Source organism: Comamonas humi, assembly GCF_054782535.1.
The window spans coordinates 343,896-366,906 of record NZ_BAAGSH010000024.1; the positions used below are offsets into that span (position 1 = coordinate 343,896).

Annotated in this window: 24 protein-coding genes and 1 pseudogene; 19 read left to right on the forward strand and 6 right to left on the reverse strand. The window is 61.1% G+C overall.

Annotation, left to right across the window (positions count from 1 at the left end):
* The first annotated feature begins 37 nt into the window (after positions 1 to 37).
* From ACYVKR_RS24325 to ACYVKR_RS24340, 4 genes are read left to right on the forward strand one after another with little or no spacing between them, the layout of a single operon-like run.
* Complete coding sequence (locus ACYVKR_RS24325) at positions 38 to 916, forward strand: alpha/beta hydrolase (RefSeq protein ID WP_460483553.1); 879 nt, start codon at positions 38 to 40, stop codon at positions 914 to 916.
* Positions 913 to 1,866, forward strand: coding sequence for a VOC family protein (locus ACYVKR_RS24330; RefSeq protein ID WP_460483554.1), 954 nt, complete (start codon positions 913 to 915; stop codon positions 1,864 to 1,866). The genes ACYVKR_RS24325 and ACYVKR_RS24330 overlap by 4 nt, the downstream gene beginning before the upstream one ends.
* 21 nt (positions 1,867 to 1,887) lie before the next feature.
* The gene (locus ACYVKR_RS24335) at positions 1,888 to 2,748 is read left to right on the forward strand and encodes a fumarylacetoacetate hydrolase family protein (protein ID WP_460483555.1); all 861 of its coding nucleotides are present in this window, start codon (positions 1,888 to 1,890) and stop codon (positions 2,746 to 2,748) included.
* Between the two features lie 52 nt (positions 2,749 to 2,800).
* A complete protein-coding gene (locus tag ACYVKR_RS24340) occupies positions 2,801 to 3,370 on the forward strand; it encodes a carboxymuconolactone decarboxylase family protein (RefSeq protein WP_460483556.1) in 570 nt (189 codons plus the stop codon).
* 363 nt (positions 3,371 to 3,733) lie between these two features.
* Here the strand turns inward: ACYVKR_RS24340 and ACYVKR_RS24345 are convergent, their stop codons facing one another.
* Entirely contained in the window at positions 3,734 to 4,696 is a 963-nt protein-coding gene (locus ACYVKR_RS24345; protein ID WP_460483557.1) for a tripartite tricarboxylate transporter substrate binding protein, read from the reverse strand.
* Between the two features lie 295 nt (positions 4,697 to 4,991).
* On the opposite strand from ACYVKR_RS24345, the gene ACYVKR_RS24350 reads away from it, so the two are divergent.
* The 6 genes from ACYVKR_RS24350 to ACYVKR_RS24375 all read left to right on the forward strand — a co-directional run bounded on the left by ACYVKR_RS24350 (position 4,992) and on the right by ACYVKR_RS24375 (position 9,565).
* Complete coding sequence (locus ACYVKR_RS24350; RefSeq protein ID WP_460483558.1) at positions 4,992 to 6,008, forward strand: LacI family DNA-binding transcriptional regulator; 1,017 nt, start codon at positions 4,992 to 4,994, stop codon at positions 6,006 to 6,008.
* A 64-nt stretch (positions 6,009 to 6,072) separates the two neighbouring features.
* A complete protein-coding gene (locus tag ACYVKR_RS24355) occupies positions 6,073 to 6,855 on the forward strand; it encodes an alpha/beta fold hydrolase (protein ID WP_460483559.1) in 783 nt (260 codons plus the stop codon).
* Positions 6,852 to 7,661, forward strand: a complete 810-nt coding sequence (locus ACYVKR_RS24360; RefSeq protein WP_460483560.1) for an aspartate dehydrogenase — start codon at positions 6,852 to 6,854, stop codon at positions 7,659 to 7,661. The genes ACYVKR_RS24355 and ACYVKR_RS24360 overlap by 4 nt, the downstream gene beginning before the upstream one ends.
* Before the next feature lie 15 nt (positions 7,662 to 7,676).
* Complete coding sequence (locus ACYVKR_RS24365) at positions 7,677 to 8,429, forward strand: SDR family oxidoreductase (protein ID WP_460483561.1); 753 nt, start codon at positions 7,677 to 7,679, stop codon at positions 8,427 to 8,429.
* 16 nt (positions 8,430 to 8,445) lie between these two features.
* Entirely contained in the window at positions 8,446 to 9,039 is a 594-nt protein-coding gene (locus tag ACYVKR_RS24370) for an NIPSNAP family protein (RefSeq protein ID WP_460483562.1), read from the forward strand.
* Positions 9,040 to 9,055: 16 nt separating this feature from the next.
* Positions 9,056 to 9,565, forward strand: coding sequence for a cupin domain-containing protein (locus tag ACYVKR_RS24375; RefSeq protein WP_460483563.1), 510 nt, complete (start codon positions 9,056 to 9,058; stop codon positions 9,563 to 9,565).
* Positions 9,566 to 9,723: 158 nt separating this feature from the next.
* Here the strand turns inward: ACYVKR_RS24375 and rraA are convergent, their stop codons facing one another.
* The 4 genes from rraA to ACYVKR_RS24395 form a co-directional block, all read right to left on the reverse strand.
* A complete protein-coding gene (gene rraA, locus ACYVKR_RS24380; RefSeq protein WP_460483564.1) occupies positions 9,724 to 10,212 on the reverse strand; it encodes an RraA family protein in 489 nt (162 codons plus the stop codon).
* Positions 10,213 to 10,218: 6 nt separating this feature from the next.
* Positions 10,219 to 11,112 carry a Bug family tripartite tricarboxylate transporter substrate binding protein gene (locus ACYVKR_RS24385; RefSeq protein ID WP_460483585.1) on the reverse strand — a complete coding sequence of 298 codons (894 nt, stop codon included), beginning with the start codon at positions 11,110 to 11,112 and terminating at the stop codon, positions 10,219 to 10,221.
* Positions 11,113 to 11,222: 110 nt separating this feature from the next.
* Positions 11,223 to 13,205: an aconitase family protein gene (locus ACYVKR_RS24390; protein ID WP_460483565.1), complete on the reverse strand. Its 1,983-nt coding sequence runs from the start codon at positions 13,203 to 13,205 to the stop codon at positions 11,223 to 11,225.
* Between the two features lie 80 nt (positions 13,206 to 13,285).
* Entirely contained in the window at positions 13,286 to 14,191 is a 906-nt protein-coding gene (locus ACYVKR_RS24395; protein ID WP_460483566.1) for a LysR family transcriptional regulator, read from the reverse strand.
* Positions 14,192 to 14,425: 234 nt separating this feature from the next.
* Here ACYVKR_RS24395 and ACYVKR_RS24400 point away from each other — a divergent pair.
* From ACYVKR_RS24400 to ACYVKR_RS24410, 3 genes and pseudogenes are all read left to right on the forward strand, one after another.
* Positions 14,426 to 14,539: pseudogene (locus ACYVKR_RS24400) on the forward strand (NAD-dependent dehydratase); the annotation flags it as partial.
* A 295-nt stretch (positions 14,540 to 14,834) separates the two neighbouring features.
* Positions 14,835 to 15,542 carry a CoA transferase subunit A gene (locus tag ACYVKR_RS24405; RefSeq protein WP_460483567.1) on the forward strand — a complete coding sequence of 236 codons (708 nt, stop codon included), beginning with the start codon at positions 14,835 to 14,837 and terminating at the stop codon, positions 15,540 to 15,542.
* Between the two features lies 1 nt (position 15,543).
* A complete protein-coding gene (locus ACYVKR_RS24410) occupies positions 15,544 to 16,182 on the forward strand; it encodes a sugar phosphate isomerase family (protein WP_460483568.1) in 639 nt (212 codons plus the stop codon).
* A 91-nt stretch (positions 16,183 to 16,273) separates the two neighbouring features.
* On the opposite strand, the gene ACYVKR_RS24415 is transcribed toward ACYVKR_RS24410, so the two are convergent.
* Positions 16,274 to 16,981: a GntR family transcriptional regulator gene (locus ACYVKR_RS24415; protein ID WP_460483569.1), complete on the reverse strand. Its 708-nt coding sequence runs from the start codon at positions 16,979 to 16,981 to the stop codon at positions 16,274 to 16,276.
* Between the two features lie 97 nt (positions 16,982 to 17,078).
* On the opposite strand from ACYVKR_RS24415, the gene ACYVKR_RS24420 reads away from it, so the two are divergent.
* From ACYVKR_RS24420 to ACYVKR_RS24445, 6 genes are all read left to right on the forward strand, one after another.
* Positions 17,079 to 18,266 (forward strand): acyl-CoA dehydrogenase family protein, encoded by a 1,188-nt coding sequence (locus ACYVKR_RS24420; protein ID WP_460483570.1) that lies wholly within the window; start codon positions 17,079 to 17,081, stop codon positions 18,264 to 18,266.
* An 8-nt stretch (positions 18,267 to 18,274) separates the two neighbouring features.
* Entirely contained in the window at positions 18,275 to 19,036 is a 762-nt protein-coding gene (locus ACYVKR_RS24425) for an SDR family NAD(P)-dependent oxidoreductase (protein WP_460483571.1), read from the forward strand.
* Complete coding sequence (locus ACYVKR_RS24430; RefSeq protein ID WP_460483572.1) at positions 19,033 to 20,067, forward strand: phosphotransferase; 1,035 nt, start codon at positions 19,033 to 19,035, stop codon at positions 20,065 to 20,067. Before ACYVKR_RS24425 ends, ACYVKR_RS24430 begins: the two co-directional genes overlap by 4 nt.
* Positions 20,068 to 20,181: 114 nt before the next feature.
* Entirely contained in the window at positions 20,182 to 20,952 is a 771-nt protein-coding gene (locus ACYVKR_RS24435; RefSeq protein WP_460480088.1) for an ABC transporter ATP-binding protein, read from the forward strand.
* Between the two features lie 2 nt (positions 20,953 to 20,954).
* On the forward strand, positions 20,955 to 21,674 hold the full coding sequence (locus tag ACYVKR_RS24440; protein WP_460480087.1) for an ABC transporter ATP-binding protein: 720 nt from the start codon (positions 20,955 to 20,957) through the stop codon (positions 21,672 to 21,674).
* A gap of 29 nt (positions 21,675 to 21,703) precedes the next feature.
* Entirely contained in the window at positions 21,704 to 22,900 is a 1,197-nt protein-coding gene (locus tag ACYVKR_RS24445; RefSeq protein ID WP_460483573.1) for an ABC transporter substrate-binding protein, read from the forward strand.
* The last annotated feature ends 111 nt before the right edge of the window (positions 22,901 to 23,011 follow it).

The following is a 23,011-nucleotide window of genomic DNA, read 5'->3' on the forward strand; positions in this document are numbered from 1 at the left end:
GCCATTCAGCGGTACTCCGCAGGAGGCCCGCACACGTATGCGCGACGCCATTCTTGCTGCACGTGCGCGATTCGGTGTGCCGGATGTGCGGTCGATGGAAGACTCTATCGCGGTATATGGAAACGTTCGTGTTCCAGTACGCGTGTATCGCCCGCATTCGCGCATGCGTTCGCTGCCGACAGTTGTCTTCTTCCATGGTGGGGGATTCGTCCTGGGGAGTGTCGAACTGATGGACGATATCGCGCGCAAGCTATGCCGCGATATCGAGGCGGTCGTCGTATCCGTGGACTATCGGCTCGCGCCGGAGCATCCCTTTCCTGCGGCGCATGACGATGCGCTGGCCGCCACGCTGTGGGCACTTGAGAATGCTGCCGTGTTGGGCGGTGATCCCGCATGCGTGGCTGTTGCTGGAGAGAGCGCGGGGGGCAATCTCGCGGCTTCGTCCGCACTTCAGGTGCGCGATTTGGGCTTTTCGCTCGCGGGACAGCTTCTCATTGTTCCCGGTGTCGATTTCGCCCGCGATACCGCCTTGCTGGAACGCGATGGGCGTGAATACCCCATGCTGACTCCGCATGATTTGTGCGATGTGGCCAGGCTTTATCTGGGTGCTTCGGCAGGGCGAGCGGCGGAATTTCCTCCTTCGCCCATGCGCTGTACGGATCTGGGGGGGCTTCCGGACACTGTTGTCGCCGTGGCGGGGTGCGATCCGCTTTGCAATGAGGGGTTGGCCTATGCGCAGCGGCTGCAGGCCGCCGGCGTAGAAGCGCAGGTCTTGCAATTCAATGACATGTTCCATCCATTCTTCGGATTTTTTGAAGTCTCGGAGGCTGCGCGCAGTGCTAATGACGAGATCTGCCGGCGCTTCGCTGCGGTCCTGCGCTCCGGTCCCGGCAATGTCAAAGGGAGTACAACATGACCATCCAGGTTTCAGGTATGAACGCCGCAGCGGAGGCGTCGGTTCATTCGATCGATTGCCTGGTATTCAGCGTGCCCGATCTGCGCGAAGCCGAGCATTTCTACCGCGCATTTGGCCTGGAGGTACGCCGTGACGGCCACCACCTAGATCTCTATACCTTCGGCCACTCGCACTGCTGGGCACGTGTGTATGAGACAGGTAGGCCGAAGCGGTTGGAGTACGTGCGCTATGGCATGCCGAAGCACCAGATGAGTGGTATGTGCGAGCGCATTCGCCAGGCTGGTCTTGAGGCGAAGCCGCATCCCCTGGGTGATTCGGAGGGTCTCTGGCTGACCAACCCGGACGGGACGCTCTTGCAAATCGTGGGTGCGCCCAAAGTGTCGCCTTCGCACAAGACCCGACCGAATGCCATGCCATCAGTCGCCCCCGGCCAGGGTGCTGCGCCCGCGCGCAGCCGTGTGCAACCGGTTCGCCCCAGGTACTTGTCGCACGTCCTCTTCTTTACACCCGACGTGCCGCGAATGGTCCAGTTTGCGCAAGCAATATTGGGACTGCGGCTGTCTGACCATTCCGGCGACATCATTGCCTTCATGCATGGTGCCCACGGCAGCGACCACCATCTGGTCGCGTTCGCCAAATCACATGCACCTGGTTTGCACCATTCCAGTTGGGATGTGGGCAGCCTTGAAGAGGTCGGGTGTGGCTCCGAACAGATGCGCAAGGCTGGCTACACCCAGGGATGGGGGGTGGGGCGGCACGTGCTCGGATCGAACTACTTCTACTACGTGCGCGATCCGTGGGGCAGCTATGCCGAATATTCCTACGACATCGATTTCGTGCCGGCTGGCTACGAGTGGCCAGCGGCGGACCATCCGCCGGAAGACTCGCTGTATGTGTGGGGGCCTTTGTTGCCCTCTGACTTCATTACCAACCTGGAGCAGCCGGCGTAATACCGGCCTGAAAGCAAGACCATGAGAATTATCGCCTTTGTCGACAGCAACGGGCAGCCTGCCCTGGGCCTGCGAACCGGTTCGCAAGTTGTCAATCTCACTGCCGCGGGACTGCCTGGAACATTGGAGGAACTGCTCAAGCGCCCCGATGGGCTCAACCAAGTTCAGGACGCGGCGAGCCGCTCTAAAGAGCATCTGGCATTGGCAGATCTGACGCTGCTTCCCCCGCTGCAAAACCCATCGAAGGCGTTTGCCATTGGTCTCAACTACGTGGATCACGCGTCGGAAAGCAACTTCGATCCCCCCAAGCATCCGGTCCTGTTTCAGCGCTTTCCCTCATCCTGGGTCGCGCACGATGTGCCCTTGGTACGGCCCCGGGTGTCCACGCAGTTCGACTACGAGGCAGAGCTCGTAGCGGTCATCGGAAAAGCAGGCCGCTATATCCGCAAAGAGGATGCTTTGGACTACGTGGCAGGCTATTCCATCTTCAATGAAGGCTCCATCCGCGACTATCAGTTCCGCTCGGGCCAGTGGCTATGGGGGAAGAATTTCGACCGCAGTGGCGGCTTTGGCCCCGAATTTGTCACGGCGGATGAGCTTCCTGCAGGAGCCAAAGGCTTGCAAGTGACCTGCCGGTTGAACGGCGAAGTTCTGCAGAACGCTAATACGACCGACATGATTTTCGATGTGGCCACCCTGGTTGCGGCCTGTTCGGAGGGAATGGAATTGCAGCCGGGCGACATCATCATTACCGGAACCCCTTCCGGAGTGGGGCTGGCACGTAATCCCCAGGTCTGGCTCAAAGATGGTGACATCTGTGAGGTGGAGATCGAAGGCATTGGCGTCTTGCGTAACCCAGTGGTCGATGAGGTACTGGCATGATAAGCAACTCCAATAGGCAGAGAGCACACATGCTGGACCGAGAGGGCTCCCGATGACGCTTGATCGCCTGCCACCAATACCGGAGGATCAGTGGACGGGCGAGCAGCGGCGGTCTGCGCAAGAGGTGATTCACGGTCCCAGAGGTGCGCTGATATCGCCTTTTGTGCCGCTGTTGCGCAGTCCTGAGCTGATGGACCATGCCCAGCGCATGGGGGAGTACCTGCGCTACCGTAGCACCATCGGGCAGCGGCTTTCCGAACTTGCAATCCTGCTGGTGGCTCGGCAATGGACTCAGCAGGTGGAGTGGGCCATCCATGTTCCGATTGCCTTGCGCGAGGGCGTTTCGCGAGACATCATTGAAGCGATCGCTCAAGGAGTGTGGCCAGCGGACATGCGTGATGACGAGTCGTTGCTCTACGAGTTTTGCATGCAACTTCAACGCAAGCAGGCCGTTTCGGACGATCTTTGGCAGCAAGCGGTGCAGTGCTTTGGAGAGCAGGGCGTAGTCGATCTCATCGGCATTACCGGGTACTACACCTTTCTTGCCATGGTGATGAATGTCGCTTGCACCGCAGTGCCGGATACGTCTGTGGCCGCATTGTTACCTTTGCCTCCCGGGTAGCCATACACGCCACAATTCTTCAGCCAGGCCTGCTTGAGAAGGCTCGTCAGAGGCTAATCGTCCTTGCCCCTCGGACTGTGCGGCTGGACCTTCCAAGCGTAGTAGCCGCTGACGTGCCCTGAGTCGACCTGGTTTGATGGGACACTTTTGAATCAATGTCGGGAAATGCGCCCGACGGACATTGAGAAGACTTATCCGAACGTCTCAGAACAGCCTGAAGCAGTAGGCCGGGTTTTAGAGCCGATCGCATTGGCCAGCTAGCTCGTATAGGTAATGTTCGCTAGCTGGCCTGGTGGACATTAGGGAAATAGACAGCCCGGGAAGCGGCTGGATTTCTCTCTGTCCCGGCTGCGGAGCAGAAGCTCAATTAAGCTTCAACGTGGGAATTAGCTTCTGGTAGACAGCGCTCTGTGCCGCCATCTGGTTGCGGAATTCTTGGGAGTCGGCATAGGAGAAGGTGAGGTTCTGCTTCGCGAGCGTGTCTTTGAACGCAGGCTCAGCCGCGACCTTGACCGCGGCTTCCCGCAGCTTGTTGACGATCTCCGGCGGCGTGCCCTTGGCGACCGCAATGCCGCGCCATACGTACGAGGTCAGGTCGATGCCCTTTTCCTTCAAGGTCGGCACATTGTCTAGACCGGGAAGGCGCTTGTCGCCCATTACGGCGAGGGTGCGCAGCTTGCCGCTTTCCACGTGGGCCTTCAGCTCGCCATACGCGACGAAGGTGGCATCGACCTGTCCGCCAACCAGCCCCAGAATGGCCGGCGCGGAGCCTTGGTACGGGACATGGCTGAACGTGACGCCCATCTTGTCGCCGAGCGAGGCCGCCGCCAGTTGGGGAATCGAGCCGTTGCCCGCATTGGACACCGTGACCTTGCCGGGATTGGCTTTAGCGTACGCCAGGAATTCCTCAACCGTTTTCCAGGGCGAGTCGGCGCGGACCGTGATGGAGGAGGGGTCCGAGGTAAATCGGGCAATGGGCTGGAAATCCTCGTAGCTCACCTTGCTGATGTTCATCAGCGGAATCGCCAACAGCTCCGCAAACACCATGGCGGCGCGGTAGCCGTCCGGCGGCGAATTCGCAACATAGGACAGTCCGATGGAGCCGCTCGCGCCCGGCTTGTTCGTCACGATGATGGGCTGAGACAGATGGTGGCGCGCGGCCTCCGCGAATGCCCGGGCCATCGAATCGGTGCCGCCACCGGCCTGGAACGCGACCACCAATTCAATCGGCTTGGCCGGGTAGGGGTCGGCCGCCTGCACGGAGGACGTAACCAGGGCGGCCGTGGTGACGGCTGCTGCGGAAAGAATGGCCTTGAAGGAGAGCATGGAAAGCATCCTAGAACGGTTGAGGTGGATGAGGAATTCTTGAAAAGTAATCGATTACATATCTTGGCAAAAAAATGATCTGCCAGAAATTTAAGTAAACGATTACATTGTGCAGCGAGCCGCAGGTAGAAGCACCCGTGCAAACCCTTGATACGCAGATGGCATGCCAGGCTGAGTAGTGCGATTCCGCTATGCGTTGCGTCGTAAGAGGCAAAAATGCATCAAATGAGGCGAGATGCGCATTCAGCAACGTACGCCCGTATACAGTTCATCTATGACAGCAACACGGATCGAGATGGAACAGCCCAAGGCTGCCCGAGTGAAAGATGTGGCGAAAGCCGCCGGTGTGTCGGTGGCCACGGTCTCGCGTGCCTTCAATCTGCCCGAAACGGTCAGCGAAGAAGCGCGCAAACATGTGCTGGAAGTGGCAGCTCGGCTGGGCTACCGGCCCAACCCGGCCGCCAAGGCTTTGCGCTTGCAGCGCACCTTCATGGTGGGGGCGATCTTTCCGACAACGGACCATGGCCTCTATTCGGGCATGCTGTCGAGCTTCCAGGCCCGGATGAGCCAGGCTGGCTATCTGTCTGCCTTGATCACGGTGGGCTTTGACAATTCCCGCATCTTCGAGCCGGTGAAGCAACTGCTGGACCGCGGCGTCGAAGGGCTGATGATGGTAGGTCGAATCGATGATCACCGGCTGCTGGCGCATCTGCTGGAGAGCCGCATTCCGGTGGTCTCCACCTACTCCCACTTGGCGGATGCGCCCTTTCCCTCGGTCGGATCCGACAACTATGCGGCAACCACCCAGATGATGAAGCATCTGCTGGGCCTGGGGCACCGGCATTTCGCCATGCTGTCCGGCCCGGCGGTGGGCAATGACCGCCAGCAGGCTCGCCGCAGGGCCTATGTGGAAGCACTCCGGGCTGCGGGAATTGATGATGAGCCCCTGATCTTCGAAGACCCCAAGGGCTATTCCCTCGACCATGCCACGCGGACCATGCGTACCCTGGTCGACGCCTACCCGGAGGTGACGGCAGTGGTCTGCAACAGCGACTACTACGGCCTGGCAGCGCTCTGCGAAGCCAAGAAACTCGGCATTGACGTCCCTGGTCGCATGTCCATCGTCGGATTCGACGACCAGGAGTTCGCCGCGTTGGTCGATCCCGCGTTGACCACCATCTCGGTCAACAGCGCGGAAATGGGGGCGGAGGCCGCCACCATCCTGCTGCGTGCCCTGGAAGGGCAAACCAGCCCCAGCCGGCAGATCCCCGCCAATCTGGTCATCCGCGCTTCCAGCGGCCCCGCGCCTTAAAAAAATCGACATCTCCTGCGTTGCTCCCTTGCGGAATAATTTGTAATCGATTACAGTTTATTCCATGTCAGATTTCAAGAAGTCAACGCTTTGCGTCGCCGACTGCGGCGACGGTCCGGCCGTGGTGCTTGTCCCAGGACTGGGTGGCCTGGGCAGGTTCTGGCGGCCGGCCCAACTGCAATGGACAGGCAACTTTCGGACGCTTGCCATCGACCACCCGGGGATGGGCGGCTCCCCGGCAGAGGGGCCGCAATCCATTGATGCCATTGCCAGGCAGGTGGTGGCACTGCTGGATCAACTGGGCATCGAGCGTGCGCACATAGTCGGCCATTCGACCGGTGGCCTGGTTGCCCAGGCGCTGGCGCTGGATGCGCCTGATCGCGTCCATAAGCTCGTGCTGAGTAGCACCTGGGCCAAGCCCGATCAGCGCTTCCATGCGCTGTTCCGGCTGCGCCAGGAGGTGCTGCGGACATCCGGCGTTGCTGCCTACGCCGCGCTCGGCGAACTGCTGGCCTACCCCTCGCAATGGTTCGAGCGCCACCTCGCTGCTCGGGCGCAAGAGGGTGGCGCGGCCCAGGTGCCGTCGATGAATGTGGCGCTCACCCTGGAGCGCATCGACATGCTGCTGGCGCATGAACGCAGCGAAGAACTGAGCCGCATCCAGGCTTCGGTGCTCGTGGTCGGCGCGCCCGACGACAACATCGTTCCCTTCCACCACTCGCAAGATCTGGCCGCGCGCATTCCGCATGCGCGACTGGCCCAGATCGCCGGGGGGCATTTCACGCCGACCACAGAGGTCTCGGACTATGCCAAGCTGATTACATCGTTTCTCGAAGCTAACACATGACCATCACAACACATGGCCGTCGCATTGCGGTGCTGGGCCTGGGGGCCATTGGCAAGCGCGTGCTGAGCGGGCTCCAGAAGGAGCTGCTGCCGAACGGCATTTACGCGGGTTTTGATCGTCCGGGTTCATCGCCTGACATGGACGGTGTGGAGCGCATTACATCGCTGGAGAGCCTGTGTGCCTGGCGGCCCGACTTGGTGGTCGAGTGTGCTGGGCATGGGGTGGTCTCCAGCGTGGTGCCTGTGCTGCTGCGGCAAGGGGTGGATGTCATCCTGGTCTCGGTGGGCGCCCTGTCGGACGATCGCCTGCGTGCTGACCTGGCCCAGGCGGCGCATGACGGAAGTGCCCGGCTAGTTACCGTGTCCGGTGCGATTGGGGGCTTGGATGCGCTGGACGCTGCCCGTAGCGCCGGCCTGGATTCGGTCGTCTACACCGGGCGCAAGCCACCGTTGGCATGGAAGGACACTCCCGCGGAGGATGTCGTAGATCTCGTGTCGCTGCAGCAGGCCGCGGTCATTTTCGAGGGGACGGCGCGTGGGGCGGCGCAGAGCTTTCCGAAGAATGCCAACGTCACCGCAGCGGTTGCATTGGCCGGCGTGGGCTTCGATGCAACCTCGGTCCGCCTGATCGCCGATCCCACCGTGGATTGCAATGTGCACGAGGTCGAGGCGCGCGGAGCGTTCGGCCGCTTCTTCATGCGCCTGGAAAACAACCCGCTTCCCGACAACGTCAAAACGTCTTGGCTTGCCGCGCTCAGCATCGAAGCCGAGTTGCGCAAGTACCTCCAGATCCCTTCCTCTATCTAAACCCATCACATCATCATGAGACTGGCTCACAAAGTTGCAATCATCACCGGCGCGGCAGCCGGCATCGGCGCGGCAACCGCTGAACTTTTTGTAAAGGAAGGCGCCCAGGTCGTCGTAGCCGACCGGGATTTCGAGAAGGCGCAGGCCGTTGCGCAGCGCCTGGGCGATAGTGCGTTGGCTGTGGCCGCCGATGTCTCGAAGTCCGCAGATGTCCAGGCCATGGTGAATGCTGCGGTGGAGCGCTTCGGCGCCCTCGACATCCTCGTGAACAACGCAGGCTATGGCTGCCTGGGGTCTGTGGTAACCACCGATGAACAGGCCTGGGACGATCTGATGGGCGTGGACCTCAAGGGGGTCTTCCTGTGCTCGAAATATGCAATTCCCCACCTGGCTAAGCGGGGCAAGGCCGCAATCGTGAATCTGGCCTCCACCATTTCCGTGGTAGGTATCAAGGACCGGGCAGCCTACGTCGCGGCCAAGGGTGGTGTCGCGGCGCTGACCCGGGCAATGGCCTTGGACCACATCGAACAGGGCATCCGGGTCAACAGCGTGGCCCCGGGCGTGGTGGCCTCCAGCTACTTCGACAAGATGATTGCCGAGCATCCGGATCCCGAGGCGTTCAAGAAATGGAATGATTCGCGCGCACCGATCGGCCGCCCGGGACAGCCTGCGGAGATCGCGCAGATGATTCTCTTCCTGGCCTCCGAAGAGTCCTCTTTCGCCACCGGTGCGATGTTCACCGTGGACGGTGGCTACACCGCCTGGTAGTGCCAAGGAGGTACCAGTGATCCACGAACTTCGAGAGTACCTCCTGCGTGAGGGGAATTGGCCAGAATACCGGCGGCTGTTTGTCGATGTGGCGCGGCGCGTGCGCGGCGACGGATACGGTCGTTTGCTGGGGGCTTGGGAGGCGCAGATCCTGGGCGATGCCGACACCTCGGAGGCGGGCTATGTGAGGTTCGTGCACCTGTGGGAGTACGACAGCCTTGATGAGCGGGCGGCACTGCGCAAGCAACTCTCTCGGGTGCCAGGCTGGATCCAGGAGTTTCTCCCGCCGGCAGCGCCACTGATCCATCGCCAGTATCTGAGCGTGCTGAATCCGCAGCACTCCAGCAATGTGGTCGAGCCGTTGGCGGCCAAGACCACCTACTTGCACCGTGCCAGAGGCATGGTCGGGAAGGCGGCGCTGATCCTCGCACAGGCTGAGACGGATGCGAACGCGGTCTGGACCACCGACTTTCCCGACCCCAATGAGATTGCGGTGCTGACGGAAAAGCCAGATAGCGCATCGCTCGCTGAAGTGCGAGTTCATATTCAAGCGCACCGGGTACATAGGCTCACGCCGCTGAATCCCGCCAATCCAACCCTTATCCCTTGACAGCCTGGAGCAGACCATGACGCAACCCACTTCTCTCACATTCGACGACCCGCATGGTGACTCGCAGGTCATCCCGCAGGATGCCTCTGCGTCGTGGTGGCAGCCTCAGCCCGCCAATGGGCATGCCGAGGTCATCCTGTCGCCCCGCAACATCCGCTCTTTCCATCCGTTCTCGATGGGAACCCAGACCCTGCCTCCTGGAGGTACGGTGCGCTTGCACTCCCATGACCGCGCCGAAGAGGTGCTCTATGTGATCGAAGGGCAGGGCGCCGCCATCGTGGATGGCAAGCCCGAACGCATGGCTCCGAATACCACGCTCTACCTGGGGCACAACCAGACGCATACCTTCACCAACGACGGCACGACAGACCTGAAGTGGGTATGGTTCTTCATGCCTGGTGGCCTGGAGGATTTCTTTGAGGCGATTGGACGTACCCGTACCCCGGGTGAGCCGGCTCCCGAGCCGTTCGCGCGTCCGAGCGATGTGAAGGCGATCGAGGAGGCGACGGTTTTTTCCAAAACCTGACGGTATCCATGGCTTTCAAAAGACATCGGTGATGCAGATCGTCTGCTAGGAAATGCTCGCGGCGGAGGGGGCTAGGAGTAGATTGCCGTGACCTGCGTAGATGAGCATTTGCTCCTGGCTTCTGCTGTCATGCATTCGCCAGAGCTGAGCGGTGGAGCTCAGCCAGGAGCGATTGGTATTCCATCCATGACTGCAACCCCGTCCAGATCCATGGCAATGAAGTCCCCCGGACGGATGAGGATGCCATCGATGCTCAGCGCCACCCCGATGTCTCCGACGCCAGTGCTGCTGCCGCGCCGCGGGTTCCGGCCCAAGGCGAAGACCGCAAAGTCGAGATCACGGAGGAGCTCGATATCGCGCACGGCGCCATGGATGAGCACGCCAGCCCAGCCATTGTCCAGCCCGATGCGCGCCATGCGATCACCCAGCACAGCAACTTGCAACGATGCTCCAGCATCGACAACCAGCACGCGTCCCTCGCCGGGGCCGGCAAGGGTTTGTCGAAGGAGGGCTGCGTCCTCATAGGTCCGCAGCGTCTGGATGTGGCCGGAAGCGGCATGCCGGCCGCCATAGGATCGCCAGCTGGTTGAGCACAGCTGAACGGCTTCTCCGAATCGATCACACAGATCCGCGGTCTTGATTTGCATGGCTGATCAGTCCAGCGTTGCGCCGGACTGCTTCACCAGCTTCTGGTGCTTGACCAGTTCGGATTGAAAGAAGCTTGGCGCTTCATTCGGCCCTTTGTCGACGAGCATCAAGCCTTGTCCGGCGATCGCTGCCTGGGCTTCTGGCGACGCCATTGCTGATTTGATGGCCGCTGCATAGCTGTCGACAATAGGTTTACCGAGTCCCGGCGGACCGAGCAACGCGATCCAGGCATCGAAGCTGTAGGCAGGAACACCGGCCTCGGCCATCGTCGGAACGTCTGGAAGCGCCGCTGACCGGGATGTAGTGGACACGGCGAGTGCACGGAGCGTGCCCGCCTTTACCTGCGGCACTACCTGAGATACCGAAACGAAGCCCAGCTGAACCTGGCCACCGACCAGATCCGTGATGAGCGGGCCGGTTCCGCGGTAGGGTACGTGCTTCATGTCGATGCCAGTCTCGGAAATCATCAGCTCGCTCGCCAGATGCAGCGTGCTGCCATTGCCTGCAGAGCCGTAGTTCAAGGCTCCGGGGTGGGACTTGGCATAGGCCTGCAGCTCCTGGACGCTTTTCACCGGCAGTTTCGCATTGACGACCAGTACCAAAGGCACGGTTGCGAGCACAGCAATGGGCGTGATGTCCTTCAGGCTGTCGTAGGGGATTGTCTTGTAGATGCCTGGGTTGATGACATGGTTCGATGAAATCATCCCAAGGGTGAGTCCGTCCTTGGGCGCCTTGACCACCTGTGTGGTGCCAGGAATGCCGCCGGCTCCTGCAATGTTCTCGACCACGATGGGGTGCCCTGTCGCCCGGCCGAAGCCCGGCCCCAAAGCGCGGGCTACGGCGTCAACGGTAGAGCCCGCCGCCAGTGGAACCACCACGCGTATGGGCTTGTCCGACATGGCAGGCTGGGCGTTCACATGCAATGAAGGGAAGGCCAGGGCCGCGACCAGTAGCGGAACCAGTCTGCGTTTGCTCAGCATGGGTTTCATCGTTATCTCCTTTTTGATATTCAGCTGGAAAACTGCCGCTTCAAGTCCTCGAAGGACATGAGCTCCCCCGCGATGGCGCTGGCGGCTACCGTGGGAGGGCTGGCGAGCCATACGCTACCGGGGCCACCCCGTCCAGGAAAGTTGCGATTGATGGCGCTCACGGTGACCTGGTCAGGCCTCACGGAGCCACCCGGACCACAGTTCCCGCACGCACCGCAGGAAGGCTGGAGAATCCGTACTCCCACGCGCTCGAATGCATCGAGGTAGCCCGCTGCCACACAATGGTCTCGAACCGCTGTCGTGCCAAACTGCAGGAACAGTTCGACACTTGGCGCGACGCGCAGGCCACGGTCAGCGGCCCATTGCAGTACCTCGTGGTAGTGCTCAAAATCTTCCCGTTTGCCAGCGGTGCAGGAGCCTCCGTAGGCGATGTCGATCCGTACCTTCTGCCCGATCGTCGAAAGCGGTAGGCCATTGCCCGGATCCCCGGGGGCTGCAACCATGGGCGGCACCGCTGAACAGTCGATCCGGATGGTCTGCGCATATTGGGCATCCGGGTCGCTGTGCATCCATTCCTCGATCGCAAAACGCACCCCACGTCGCTCCTGGAGAAAACGGACCGTTTCTGCATCCGGCGCCACGATCCCGGTGAAGCCCCCGAGTTCTGCTGTCATGTTGGTGAAGGTCGCGCGCTCGTCGGTGCTCATCCGCGCAATGGCCGTTCCCGTGAACTCGAAGACCTTTCCGACGCCGCCACCCGCGCGGATATAGGGCTGGGCCAGCAAGTGCAGGACGACATCCTTGGCAGTGACGCCAGGAGCCAGCTCTCCATCGAGGACGATGCGCAGGCTCTCCGGGACCGTCAGACGTACGGCGCCCGTGACAAAGGCATTCGCCATGTCGGTGGTTCCGACGCCGAATGCAACGCATCCCAGGGCGCCGCTGTGGGTCGTGTGGGAATCCGTGCCCGCTACCAATTGGCCGGGAAGCGCGTAGTGCTCGGCCATCATCGCGTGCGAGATACCCGCAACGTTGCTGCCATCGTCCTCCCGGGCCTCGAGCTCAGTCAGGGTGCGGTGGCTGCGCAGCCCGTACTCGCTGGCGAAGTCGCGCTGGGCACGCACCATGCGGTGCACATTGGGTACCAGGCCGCCCCTGACGTGGGCCGGGCTTTCCTCTACATAGGAGGTATGGTCCTCGAAGACGATGATGGAGTGGGGCTCATTGAGCTCAAGCGGCCGACCGAAAGTCGCGTGCAGCATGTGCGCCGCCATGCCGGTGTAGTACTCGTGAATGAAACGCCAGTCGGCACGTACGAATGCGCCATCGCCCGGAGCCGGATCTTGCGGCGTTGCCTCTGTGGCCAGCGCATGCCGGGCCACGATTTTTTCGAAGAGAGTCCGTGGCTGGCTGACTTGATCCATGCCCGATGCCGAGATTCGGCCAAGATGCGCCTGGCCGAATGGCAGCAGGCCACCTTCGCGGAGGATGGCTGCTGCGAGGGTGTCCCGGCCCTGAGTGAGTTCGTCCCAGGGAATGTCCTCCCCCGCTTCAATCCGGGGAATCAGGCTGAAATCCGTGGAGGTGATCAGCCCGATGTTGTCGGCGTTCTGGCGGTAGATGCGCTCAAAACTCTCTGCGATTACCAGGCGAACGCCGGCAAGCTTTTCTGCTGCCGGGCTGTGTTCCCGCGAGGAACCTTTGCCGTAGCGCTTTCCTGCAACGACCACCTGGATACCGCTGTTGCGCACCGCGTCGACGGCGATGGGAAATTCGCCACCGGTCTTGAAGCCCGAGTAGGGGTAGCGCCCCAGTTCATCGTCGAAATGCGTGAGGATCGCGATGGGGGTGATCTCATCTGTGGACACGTCATCGCGCAGGGGATGCGCATCCGCCAACTTCACCTGCTGGCCATCGAGCGCCTTCTTTACCGTTGCAGGGCAATGGCTGAGGTAAAGAATGTGGGGCGAGAAGTGGAGGGGTAACCGTGATTTGGCTTGCATGCCTCCATCTTGGGCCGCCGCTACGCCAGCGGGTAGCGCTAAGACAGCACAGGGGAGGGCGCAGAAATCGACATCCGGGATTACCCGGAAAGCGCATCCAACAGTGCCTGGACCGCTCGAAGCTGGGGCTGGCGCCGCAAGGCATACAGGCGCAGTTCCCGGTGGGCCCACGGATCCGACAGCGGGCGCAGTGTGAAGCGGGCCGTGCCGGCATAGGCGGCCGCGGCACTTTGGGGAATGACAGCAATGCCCAGACCTGCTTCCACCATCCGGCACACGGCGTCGAAACTGCTCAGGGACACTTCGGGAGAGAATTTCATCTGCACAGCCTCTGCCCGCTCATGGAGCATCCGGTCCAGCGACCCTCCCTGGTGCACGCCTATGAGAGGGAACTCGAGTACCTGGGAAAAATCGGGGGATTCGGTGCGTTCCAGAGGGTGGCCGCCGGGAATGACCACCTGCAGTGGGTCTGTCGCGAAATACCAGGAATCCAGGCCAGAGGAAGCCGTGACAGCCACTCCTACCCCCACATCGGCACGGTCGTCGAGACAGGCCCTGATGACTTCTCGCGTATCGGCTTCATGCAGTGCTATCCGCACATGCGGGTAGTGGGTCTTGAACAGCGACAGTCGCTCTGGCAGAAAGCCCACGACCGCCGACATGTTGGCATACAGGCGCACCGTGCCGCGTACCTCGTCACCATGCATCTGCACTTCGCGCACCAGTCCCTGCAATTCGTTGTCTATCTGCAGGCCCCGCTCAAAAACGATGCGCCCCGCATCGGTCAACGCGACACCGCGCGGAGAGCGGATCAGCAAAGGCGTGCCGAAGGCATGCTCGAGGTCGGCGAGCCGGCGGCTCAGCGCAGAGGAAGCGATGTGCTCTTGTTCGGCAGCTCTGGCGATCGAGCCGGTATGGGCGACGGCAACGAACAGCCGCAGGCTATAGGCATCGAGGCGTCTGACCGGGGTGGGAGACTGCTTCATCGTGGCAAGAGGTGAGTGCAATGGAGAAACGGGGCAAACCTGCGGGCGGAAAGCGCGCCCACGCGGGAGCGTTCGCCATTCTTGCATTTATCGCCAGGCCGCAGGAGTCTTGAAAGACTCCGTAGACATCTGGCCGAACCGCGAGCCGATGTCTGGAATCGGTCGCAGCGGAACTTAGCCGGGGAAGGCCGAACGTCTCAGATCAGCCTGGAGTAGTCATCTGCCTATTCGGCCATCCAAGAATTGCTACCTCGCGATGAGCAGGACAGCCTATTCGATTCCACGAAGTTCTTCAAGCGCCGCTTTCTTGATTTCCAAGTGACCTCCTGTCGACAGGGGTTGAGGTGAGGTCGACAAGAGTTCGTAGAGCGGAACTGCTAACTGTCCGGCAGCAGTGGGTGAAGCCTGAGCACGCCACGTCATTGAACACGTCGGCAAGGTCACAACTCCGCATGGAGAGCAACTGCCGAGGTAAGCGGCCGCACTGTGATATCGCTTCCGGATTCGGGTAAACCATGATCTGCATTAATTTATATTGTTCGACAATATTGTTGGTCAATTTATAAACCGCATCGCTCTTCTACGAAATGAACGAGGACGATGTGGCACACGCCCGGTTTTGGGCTCTGCAGGGGATTGGTAAATGAACAAGGTGTATCCCAGCGCCGAAGCAGCGCTTGACGGGCTGGCCAGAGATGGCCAGCTCATCGCCGTCGGCGGCTTTGGTCTTTGCGGCATTCCAGAAGCCCTGATCGACGCCCTGTTGGCGTCTGGCGTCAAGGATCTGACGGCCATCTCTAACAACGCGGGAGTCGATAACTTCGGCCTGGGCAAGTTGCTGCGCTCGCGCCAGATCCGCAAGATGATCGCGAGCTATGTGGGCGAGAACAAGGAGTTTGAGCGGCAGTTTCTTGCTGGAGAGCTCGAACTGGAGTTCACTCCGCAGGGGACGCTTGCCGAGAAGTTACGGGCGGGTGGAGCAGGGATTCCCGCATTCTTCACACGCACGGGTGTCGGCACCGTGGTAGCTGATGGAAAGGAACTGCGCGAATTTGGAGGTAAGACGTATGTCCTGGAGGAGTCGCTCGTGCCTGAACTGTCGCTTGTGAAAGCATGGAAGGCAGACCGGGCCGGCAACCTGGTATTTCGGCGGACTGCGCGCAATTTCAACCCTGCCGTTGCGGTGGCTGGGCAGTGCACGGTGGTGGAAGTCGAGGAAATCATGGAGACCGGCAGCCTTGATCCGGACGAGATTCATCTGCCAGGCATCTACGTGCATCGCATCGTTGTGAATGCAAACCCGGAAAAACGGATTGAACGCCGTACGGTACGGCAGAGTGAAGGAAACTGACATGGCATGGACGCATGACCAAATGGCCGCACGAGCGGCGCAAGAGCTCCAAGATGGTTTCTATGTCAATCTGGGGATTGGCCTGCCTACGCGTGTTGCGAACTTCGTGGATCCAGCGATTGATGTCTGGCTGCAGAGCGAGAACGGAATGCTGGGGATCGGCCCCTATCCCTTCGAAGAGCAAGTGGACCCGGACATCATCAATGCAGGCAAGGAGACTGTGACGACCATTCCGGGAACCAGTATCGTTGGTTCACACGATAGCTTTGCCATGGTTCGGGGAGGCAAGATCAACTTGTCGATCCTGGGTGCTCTTCAGGTGAGTGCGCGCGGCGACTTGGCTAATTGGATGATCCCGGGCAAGATGGTCAAGGGCATGGGCGGCGCGATGGATCTGGTAGCGGGTGTCGGCCGGGTGATCATCCTCATGGAGCACGTGGCACGACGCAAGGATGGAGGATGGGACATGAAGATCCTCCCGGAGTGCACGCTACCCTTGACAGGGCTTTCCGTGGTCTCCAGGATCATCACCGATCTGTGCGTTCTTGATGTGGTGGCGGATGGTCTGCAACTGGTGGAGCTTGCGAACGGCGTCAGCCGTGAGGACGTGCAGGCGATGACCGGGGTACCGCTCTTGTAAAAGCCTTCCCCGCTTTGGCTTCACACCGCAGTGATGCCTGGCGCACAGCAGGTTGGTGTCTGCAGGGTTCCTTGCATCTTGACGAGATCCCTCACTCTGGGTTGCCGGACACCTTTCGGATGATGGCTGTGCGCACGTTCTGCACGTGCACCATGCCAGCCTTGTCTGCAGCTGGCTCGTCGCCGCGCAGCACGGCTTCACACATGACCTGGTAGTCATGCATGCGTACCTTCTGCAGCGTAGAGGGCCGATGCTGAGCGTAGACGATGGGCATCTGTATGGAGGGAAAAAGCCGTTTCAGTTCGCGGCTGCCGCTGGTGGTGAGCAGAGCACGGTACAGGCTGCGCCGCGCAACTGCAAAAGCATCAGTATCTTGCGAGTCATAGGCCCGCGTGAGTTCCTGCAGTGCTCGCTCTAGGGGCTCCCGTGAACGCCCGCTGGCAATGCCGTGGGCCGCGCTTTTGGCGAGCAGGCCGGTCATGCGCTCGGCTACATCCAGCACTTCCAGGGTTTCCTGGAGGCTCAGCGCGCGGATGGCGGCCCCCTTGTTGCGCAGGACCTCGACAACGCCCTGAGCTGCCAGGTGTTGCAGGGCTTCCCGCACGGAATTTCGGCTCACTCCGTATTGCTCCGTGAGGTCAGCCTCCACCAGCCGCTGGCCTGGCACCAGCGTCCTCTCTGCCAGGGCATTCATGATTCCGTAGAACACCACGCTGGATGCGCTGGCGACGTCGTCAGATGGTTTGGATTCTTTTGAAGGCATGGTGCAGGCGATATCGATGGGCTGAATGATACGCATCTGTGCTCGGGGTCTGAATGTGCTTGCAGTATGGTGAATTTTCGTGCAACAATATTGTCCAACAATATCGTTGGATAAAATCAGGAATGAGGAGCACATGGACTTTTCGCTTTCGCCACAGTTACTGGAGCTGCGCGACAGGACGCGGCGCTTCATTGCCGAGCAGGTGATTCCGTTGGAGAACGATAGGCGCCAGTCTGCTCATGGCCCTAGCGAAGAGCTGCGCCGCGAACTGGTCGACCGTGCCCGTGAGGCCGGGCTGCTCACGCCGCACGCTTCTGTGGAAATGGGCGGATTGGGGCTGAGCCACATTGCGAAGGCAGTTGTTTTCGAGGAAGCCGGCTACTCGTGGCTGGGCCCCACAGCGCTCAACATCCATGCGCCAGACGAAGGCAATATCCACCTGATGGAGGAGGTCGCCACGTCGGCGCAGAAAGAGCGCTGGCTGCGTCCGCAGGTGGCGGGCGAGACGCGCTCGTGCTTTGCGATGACCGAGCCTTCACCGGGTGCGGGTGCTGACCCATCGATGCTCGCCACTACTGCAGTGAAGGATGGCGAGGACTATCTGATCAATGGCACGAAGTGGTTCATCACCGGAGCCGAAGGTGCGGACTATGTGATCATCATGGCGCGTATGGAAGATGGCTCGGCCACCATGTTTCTCAGCGACATGGATCGTCCAGAAATCGTGCTCGAGCGAAGTATGGATGCTATGGATTCCTGCTTCACGGGCGGACACGGCGTGCTGCGCTTCAACAATCTGCGCGTGCCTGTGAGCGATGTGTTGGGCGAGATCGGGCAGGGCTTTCGCTATGCGCAGGTGCGTCTTGCCCCCGCGCGTCTCACGCACTGCATGCGCTGGCTGGGCCAGGCGCGCCGTGCGCATGAAACGGCGCTGGAGTACACCCGCAGACGCCAGGCGTTCGGTAAGCCGCTTGCCGAGCACGAAGGCGTGGGTTTCATGCTGGCCGACAACGACATGGATCTGCACACCGCGCGCTTGAACATCTGGCACACGGCGTGGCTGCTCGACCAAGGCGAAAAGTGCAATTATGAATCGAGCCGTGCCAAGGTGATCTGCTCCGAAGCCGAGTGGCGCGTAGTAGATCGCAGCGTGCAGATGCTCGGCGGCCAGGGCGTGACCGGTGAGACCCCGGTGATGCGCATCTTCAGTGACATGCGCGCATTCCGCATCTATGACGGCCCGAGCGAAGTGCATCGCTGGAGCATGGCGCGCAAGCTGGTGCACATGGCGGAGAAAGCTGCGGCGGAGGATGTGGCATGAGAGATGTCATGAGCAAATTCAGCCTCCAGGGCAAGCTGGTGCTGGTGACCGGTGCATCGAGCGGTCTCGGTACCCATTTCGCGAGGATGCTCGCGGCCCATGGCGCGAAGGTGGCGCTGGCCGCACGGCGCGCCGACAAGCTGCAGTCCGTGGTGGATGGCATCGCGGCGGACGGCGGGGATGCGCGGGCGTTCTCGCTCGACGTGAGCAGTGCGTCAAGCGTGAAGGACTGCTTCGATGCGGTCGGCGAATGGGCCGTACCCGATGTGGTCATCAACAATGCCGGTATCACCGTCACGCGCGCGCTGCTGGAGCAGACCGAAGACGACTTTGACCAGGTGATGGATACCAACCTCAAGGGCAACTGGCTGGTCGCGACCGAAGGTGCTCGCCGCATGGTGGCCGCCAAAAAGGGCGGTGCGATTGTGAACGTGGCCTCGATCCTTGGCGAGCGTGTGGGCGGTGGTGTGGCGCCTTATGCGATCTCCAAGGCGGGCGTGATTCAGGCCACCAAGGCCATGGCGCTGGAACTCGCGCGCTATGGCATCCGCGTGAATGCGCTGCTGCCCGGTTACGTGATCACTGATTTGAATCGTGACTTTCTGACCAGCGAGCCGGGCGAAAAACTGCGCATGCGCATTCCAAGCCGCCGCTTCAGCGAACTTGCCGATCTCGATGGCCCTCTGCTGCTGCTTGCCTCCGATGCCGGGGCGGCGATGTCGGGTGCGACCGTTGCTGTGGATGGCGCACACCTGGTGAGTGGACTATGAATGCAGCTACCAACTTGCCCATGGATGCGCTGGTCGCGTATCTGTTCAAAAAGGGCCTCGCGGACGCCGATCCCATCGATGTGAGTGTGCTTGCGGGCGGGCAATCCAATCCCACCTTCCGCATCGATGTTGGCAAGGGACGACAGTACGTGCTGCGCAAGAAGCCAGCGGGAGCACTGCTTGCCTCAGCCCATGCGATTGACCGCGAATTCCGTGTAATGAAGGCGCTTGCAGATACCGGCGTGCCGGTGCCCCGCATGCTCGATTATTGCGAGGATGCAACCCTACTCGGTACGCCGTTCTACGTGATGGAGTTCTTGCAGGGCCGCGTGTTCATGGATCAGGGCCTGCCGGGTATGAACAACGCCGAGCGTCTGGCGATCTATCGCGAGATGAACCGCGTGATCGCCGCGCTGCATGCAGTGGACTACAAGGCGGTGGGCCTCGGGGACTATGGCAAGGAAGGCAACTACGTCGGCCGCCAGATTGCCCGGTGGACGCGCCAGTGCCAGGAGTCGACGCTGTCGGTGAGCGAGTCCATGCATAAGCTGATGGACTGGCTGCCGGAACACCTGCCTGCTGGCGACGAAACGACGCTGGTTCACGGTGACTACCGCCTCGACAACCTGATCTTCCATCCGACCGAGGCGCGCGTGATCGGGGTGCTCGATTGGGAACTGTCTACGCTGGGGCATCCACTAGCCGACCTGGCCTATCAGTGCATGGGCTGGCGCATTCCGCACGACTTATGGCGCGGTATTGGGGGGCTCGATCTCGCAAAGCTCGGCATTCCCTCGGAAGGGCAATATGTGAAGTGGTACGGCGACGCCACGGGCCGCGATGCGGCTGGGCATTGGGATTTCTATATCGCCTACAACCTGTTCCGCATGGCGGCCATCTTGCATGGCATTGCGCAGCGTGCCGCTGAGGGCAACGCTGCGGCGGCCGATGCCGTGGAGACCGGACGCAAAGCAGGTCCGCTTGCCGACCTGGGCTGGCAGGCTGCGCAGTCTTACCAGCCAGGAGGCTGAGAGCCGCTATTGCCGTATCCATGATCCGCAGCCCCATACAACACACAAGGAGACAAGGGCAGGGTAGCACAGCGCCATTCTGGCGGATGTGCTGCCTCGTCCAGATTGGCCATCATGAGTGATGTCATTCTTCAGACCACCGACCTGACCAAGGAGTTCCGGGGGTTCACGGCGGTGAGCAACGTCAACCTCTCGGTGGCGCGCGGCTCCATCCATGCGCTCATCGGCCCCAATGGCGCCGGCAAGACCACCTGCTTCAACCTGCTGACCAAGTTCCTGACGCCGACCAAGGGCGTCATCCGCTTCAACGGCATCGACATCACCAACGAGCAGCCCGCGCAGATCGCTCGGCGCGGGGTGATCCGCTCGTTCCAGATCTCGGCGGTGTTCCCGCACCTCACGCTGCTGGAGAACGTGCGCGTGGGTCTGCAGCGTGGCCTGGGCACGGCCTTCCATTTCTGGCGCAGCGAACAGTCGCTGAACCAGCTCAACGAGCGCGCCCGGGCGCTGCTCGAAGAGGTGGGCCTCGCGCACATGGCCGACGAGGTCACCGTCAACCTGCCCTATGGCCAGAAGCGGGCGCTGGAGATCGCCACCACGCTGGGCATGGAGCCCGAGCTGATGCTGCTCGACGAGCCCACGCAGGGCATGGGCCACGAGGACGTGGACCGCGTCACCCAGCTCATCAAGAAGGTGTCGGCGGGCCGCACCATCCTGATGGTGGAGCACAACATGAAGGTGATCTCCACCATCGCCGACCGCATCACGGTGCTGCAGCGCGGAGCCATCCTGGCGGAAGGCGACTACCAGACGGTGTCGCAGAACCCGCAGGTGATGGAAGCCTATATGGGCACGACCGACGGCCAACTGCAAGGGGCCCACTGAGCATGAACAACGCAACGACTCCCGCGCTCGAGATCAACGACCTGCAGGCCTGGTATGGCGAATCGCACGTGCTGCACGGCGTGCAGATGCGCGTGATGCCCGGCGAAGTGGTGACCCTGCTGGGCCGCAACGGCGCCGGGCGCACCTCGACCATGCGTGCCGTGATGGGGCTGACCGGCGCGCGCAAGGGCTCGATCAAGATCAACGGCGTGGAAACCATCCAGATGCCCACGCACCGCATCGCCCACCTGGGCGTGGGCTATTGCCCTGAAGAGCGCGGCATCTTCGCCAGCCTCTCGTGCGAAGAGAACCTGATGCTGCCACCGGCGCTCAAGACCGGCACCGACGGCATGTCGGTGGACGAGATCTACGCCATGTTCCCCAACCTGGCCGAGCGCCGCCAGAGCCAGGGCACGCGCCTGTCGGGCGGCGAGCAGCAGATGCTGGCGGTGGCGCGCATTTTGCGCACCGGCGCCAAGCTGCTCTTGCTCGACGAGATCTCGGAAGGCTTGGCGCCGGTGATCGTGCAGGCGCTGGCGCGCATGATCGTGAGCCTGCGCCAGAAGGGCTACACCATCGTGATGGTGGAGCAGAACTTCCGCTTTGCGGCGCCGTTGGCCGACCGCCTGTATGTGATGGAGCACGGCCAGATCGTGGAGCAGTTCGGCGCGTCCGAGCTGGAGGCCAAGATGCCTTTGCTCAATACCCTGCTCGGCGTCTGAATTTTTTGAAACACCATAAGGAGACTGCAATGAAGGTGACGATGAGGACATTGGCTGGCGCGCTTGGCGTCATGGGAATGGCATTGACGGCAGCCCACGCTCAGGAAAAGGTAAAGGTCGGCTATATCACTGATATGTCTGGTCTATATGCGGATCTGGAAGGAAAGAATGGCGGAGTGGCTATTCAGATGGCGATTGACGACTTCGGTGGCAAGGTACTGGGCAAGTCGATCGAGTTGCTCTCGGCCGACCACCAGAACAAGGCTGACATCGCTGCGAGCAAGGTCCGAGAGTGGGTTGATACGCAGGACCTCACCATGATCTTCAGTGGGTCCAACTCAGGCACGGCCTTGGCTTTGGCTAAGGTGGCTGAAGAGAAAAAGCGCGTGATGATCAACAATAGTGCCGCCACCTCGGCACTGACCAATGAGCAATGTACTCCTTATACCGTGCACTATGCTTATGACACCGTTGCGCTTTCCAAGGGCGCAGCCGGAGCTATCGTGGAAAACGGAGGGAAGAGCTGGTTCTTCGTCACTGCAGACTACGCATTCGGACAGGCGATGGAGGCCGATGCCTCGAAGGTTGTCAAGGAAAAAGGCGGCACGGTGGTGGGCACGGTCAAGCACCCGCTCAACGCCTCCGACTTCTCTTCCTTCCTGCTGCAGGCGCAGAACTCCAAGGCCCAGGTGCTGGCGTTGGCCAATGCGGGTGGCGACACCGTCAACTCCATCAAGGCCGCCAAGGAGTTCGGTATTGGTAAGTCGATGAAAGTGAGCCCCTTGCTCGTCTTCTACACCGATATCCACAGCCTGGGGTTGAAAAACACTGAGGGTATGCAATTCGTCACCAGTTGGTATTGGGACATGAATGACGAAACCCGCAAGTTCGCTGATCGCTTCATGGCCAAGACCAAGCGCCGCCCCAGCGAAATCCAAGCGGCGGACTACTCTGCCATGATGAACTACCTGAAGGCAGTACAAACCGCCGGCAGCACCGATGCAGACAAAGTCATGGCTGCCTGGCGCGGTATGAAGATGAGCGACTTCTTCGCTTCTGGCTACCTGCGCGCTGATGGTCGCTACGTGCACGACATGCTGCTCGTGCAGGTCAAGTCGCCCAAAGAATCCACGGGTACCTGGGACTACTACAAGATCGTCAAACAATTGCCCGGCGAAGAAGTCTTCACCACCAAGGCCGAGTCCAAGTGCGCGCTCTGGAAGTAATTTCCGGACCGACATCTAGCTAGATCCACTGCTGTGTGAGCCCCTCATGGACATATTTGGTGTTTCATTGCCGGCGATGCTGAGCCAGCTTTTGCTGGGCCTGGTCAATGG

Bases quoted from the DNA above. Each gene is read 5' to 3' on its own strand.
- ACYVKR_RS24330 (WP_460483554.1), top strand. From the start codon at position 913: ATGACCATCCAGGTTTCAGGTATGAACGCCGCAGCGGAGGCGTCGGTT.
- ACYVKR_RS24425 (WP_460483571.1), top strand. From the start codon at position 18,275: ATGAGCAAATTCAGCCTCCAGGGCAAGCTGGTGCTGGTGACCGGTGCA.
- ACYVKR_RS24415 (WP_460483569.1), bottom strand. From the start codon at position 16,981: ATGCGTATCATTCAGCCCATCGATATCGCCTGCACCATGCCTTCAAAA.
- ACYVKR_RS24435 (WP_460480088.1), top strand. From the start codon at position 20,182: ATGAGTGATGTCATTCTTCAGACCACCGACCTGACCAAGGAGTTCCGG.
- ACYVKR_RS24350 (WP_460483558.1), top strand. From the start codon at position 4,992: ATGGAACAGCCCAAGGCTGCCCGAGTGAAAGATGTGGCGAAAGCCGCC.
- ACYVKR_RS24365 (WP_460483561.1), top strand. From the start codon at position 7,677: ATGAGACTGGCTCACAAAGTTGCAATCATCACCGGCGCGGCAGCCGGC.
- ACYVKR_RS24440 (WP_460480087.1), top strand. From the start codon at position 20,955: ATGAACAACGCAACGACTCCCGCGCTCGAGATCAACGACCTGCAGGCC.
- ACYVKR_RS24375 (WP_460483563.1), top strand. From the start codon at position 9,056: ATGACGCAACCCACTTCTCTCACATTCGACGACCCGCATGGTGACTCG.
- ACYVKR_RS24355 (WP_460483559.1), top strand. From the start codon at position 6,073: ATGTCAGATTTCAAGAAGTCAACGCTTTGCGTCGCCGACTGCGGCGAC.
- ACYVKR_RS24335 (WP_460483555.1), top strand. From the start codon at position 1,888: ATGAGAATTATCGCCTTTGTCGACAGCAACGGGCAGCCTGCCCTGGGC.
- ACYVKR_RS24420 (WP_460483570.1), top strand. From the start codon at position 17,079: ATGGACTTTTCGCTTTCGCCACAGTTACTGGAGCTGCGCGACAGGACG.
- rraA (WP_460483564.1), bottom strand. From the start codon at position 10,212: ATGCAAATCAAGACCGCGGATCTGTGTGATCGATTCGGAGAAGCCGTT.
- ACYVKR_RS24405 (WP_460483567.1), top strand. From the start codon at position 14,835: ATGAACAAGGTGTATCCCAGCGCCGAAGCAGCGCTTGACGGGCTGGCC.
- ACYVKR_RS24430 (WP_460483572.1), top strand. From the start codon at position 19,033: ATGAATGCAGCTACCAACTTGCCCATGGATGCGCTGGTCGCGTATCTG.
- ACYVKR_RS24360 (WP_460483560.1), top strand. From the start codon at position 6,852: ATGACCATCACAACACATGGCCGTCGCATTGCGGTGCTGGGCCTGGGG.
- ACYVKR_RS24410 (WP_460483568.1), top strand. From the start codon at position 15,544: ATGGCATGGACGCATGACCAAATGGCCGCACGAGCGGCGCAAGAGCTC.
- ACYVKR_RS24325 (WP_460483553.1), top strand. From the start codon at position 38: ATGCGCGACGCCATTCTTGCTGCACGTGCGCGATTCGGTGTGCCGGAT.
- ACYVKR_RS24445 (WP_460483573.1), top strand. From the start codon at position 21,704: ATGAAGGTGACGATGAGGACATTGGCTGGCGCGCTTGGCGTCATGGGA.
- ACYVKR_RS24345 (WP_460483557.1), bottom strand. From the start codon at position 4,696: ATGCTCTCCTTCAAGGCCATTCTTTCCGCAGCAGCCGTCACCACGGCC.
- ACYVKR_RS24390 (WP_460483565.1), bottom strand. From the start codon at position 13,205: ATGCAAGCCAAATCACGGTTACCCCTCCACTTCTCGCCCCACATTCTT.
- ACYVKR_RS24385 (WP_460483585.1), bottom strand. From the start codon at position 11,112: ATGTCGGACAAGCCCATACGCGTGGTGGTTCCACTGGCGGCGGGCTCT.
- ACYVKR_RS24395 (WP_460483566.1), bottom strand. From the start codon at position 14,191: ATGAAGCAGTCTCCCACCCCGGTCAGACGCCTCGATGCCTATAGCCTG.
- ACYVKR_RS24340 (WP_460483556.1), top strand. From the start codon at position 2,801: ATGACGCTTGATCGCCTGCCACCAATACCGGAGGATCAGTGGACGGGC.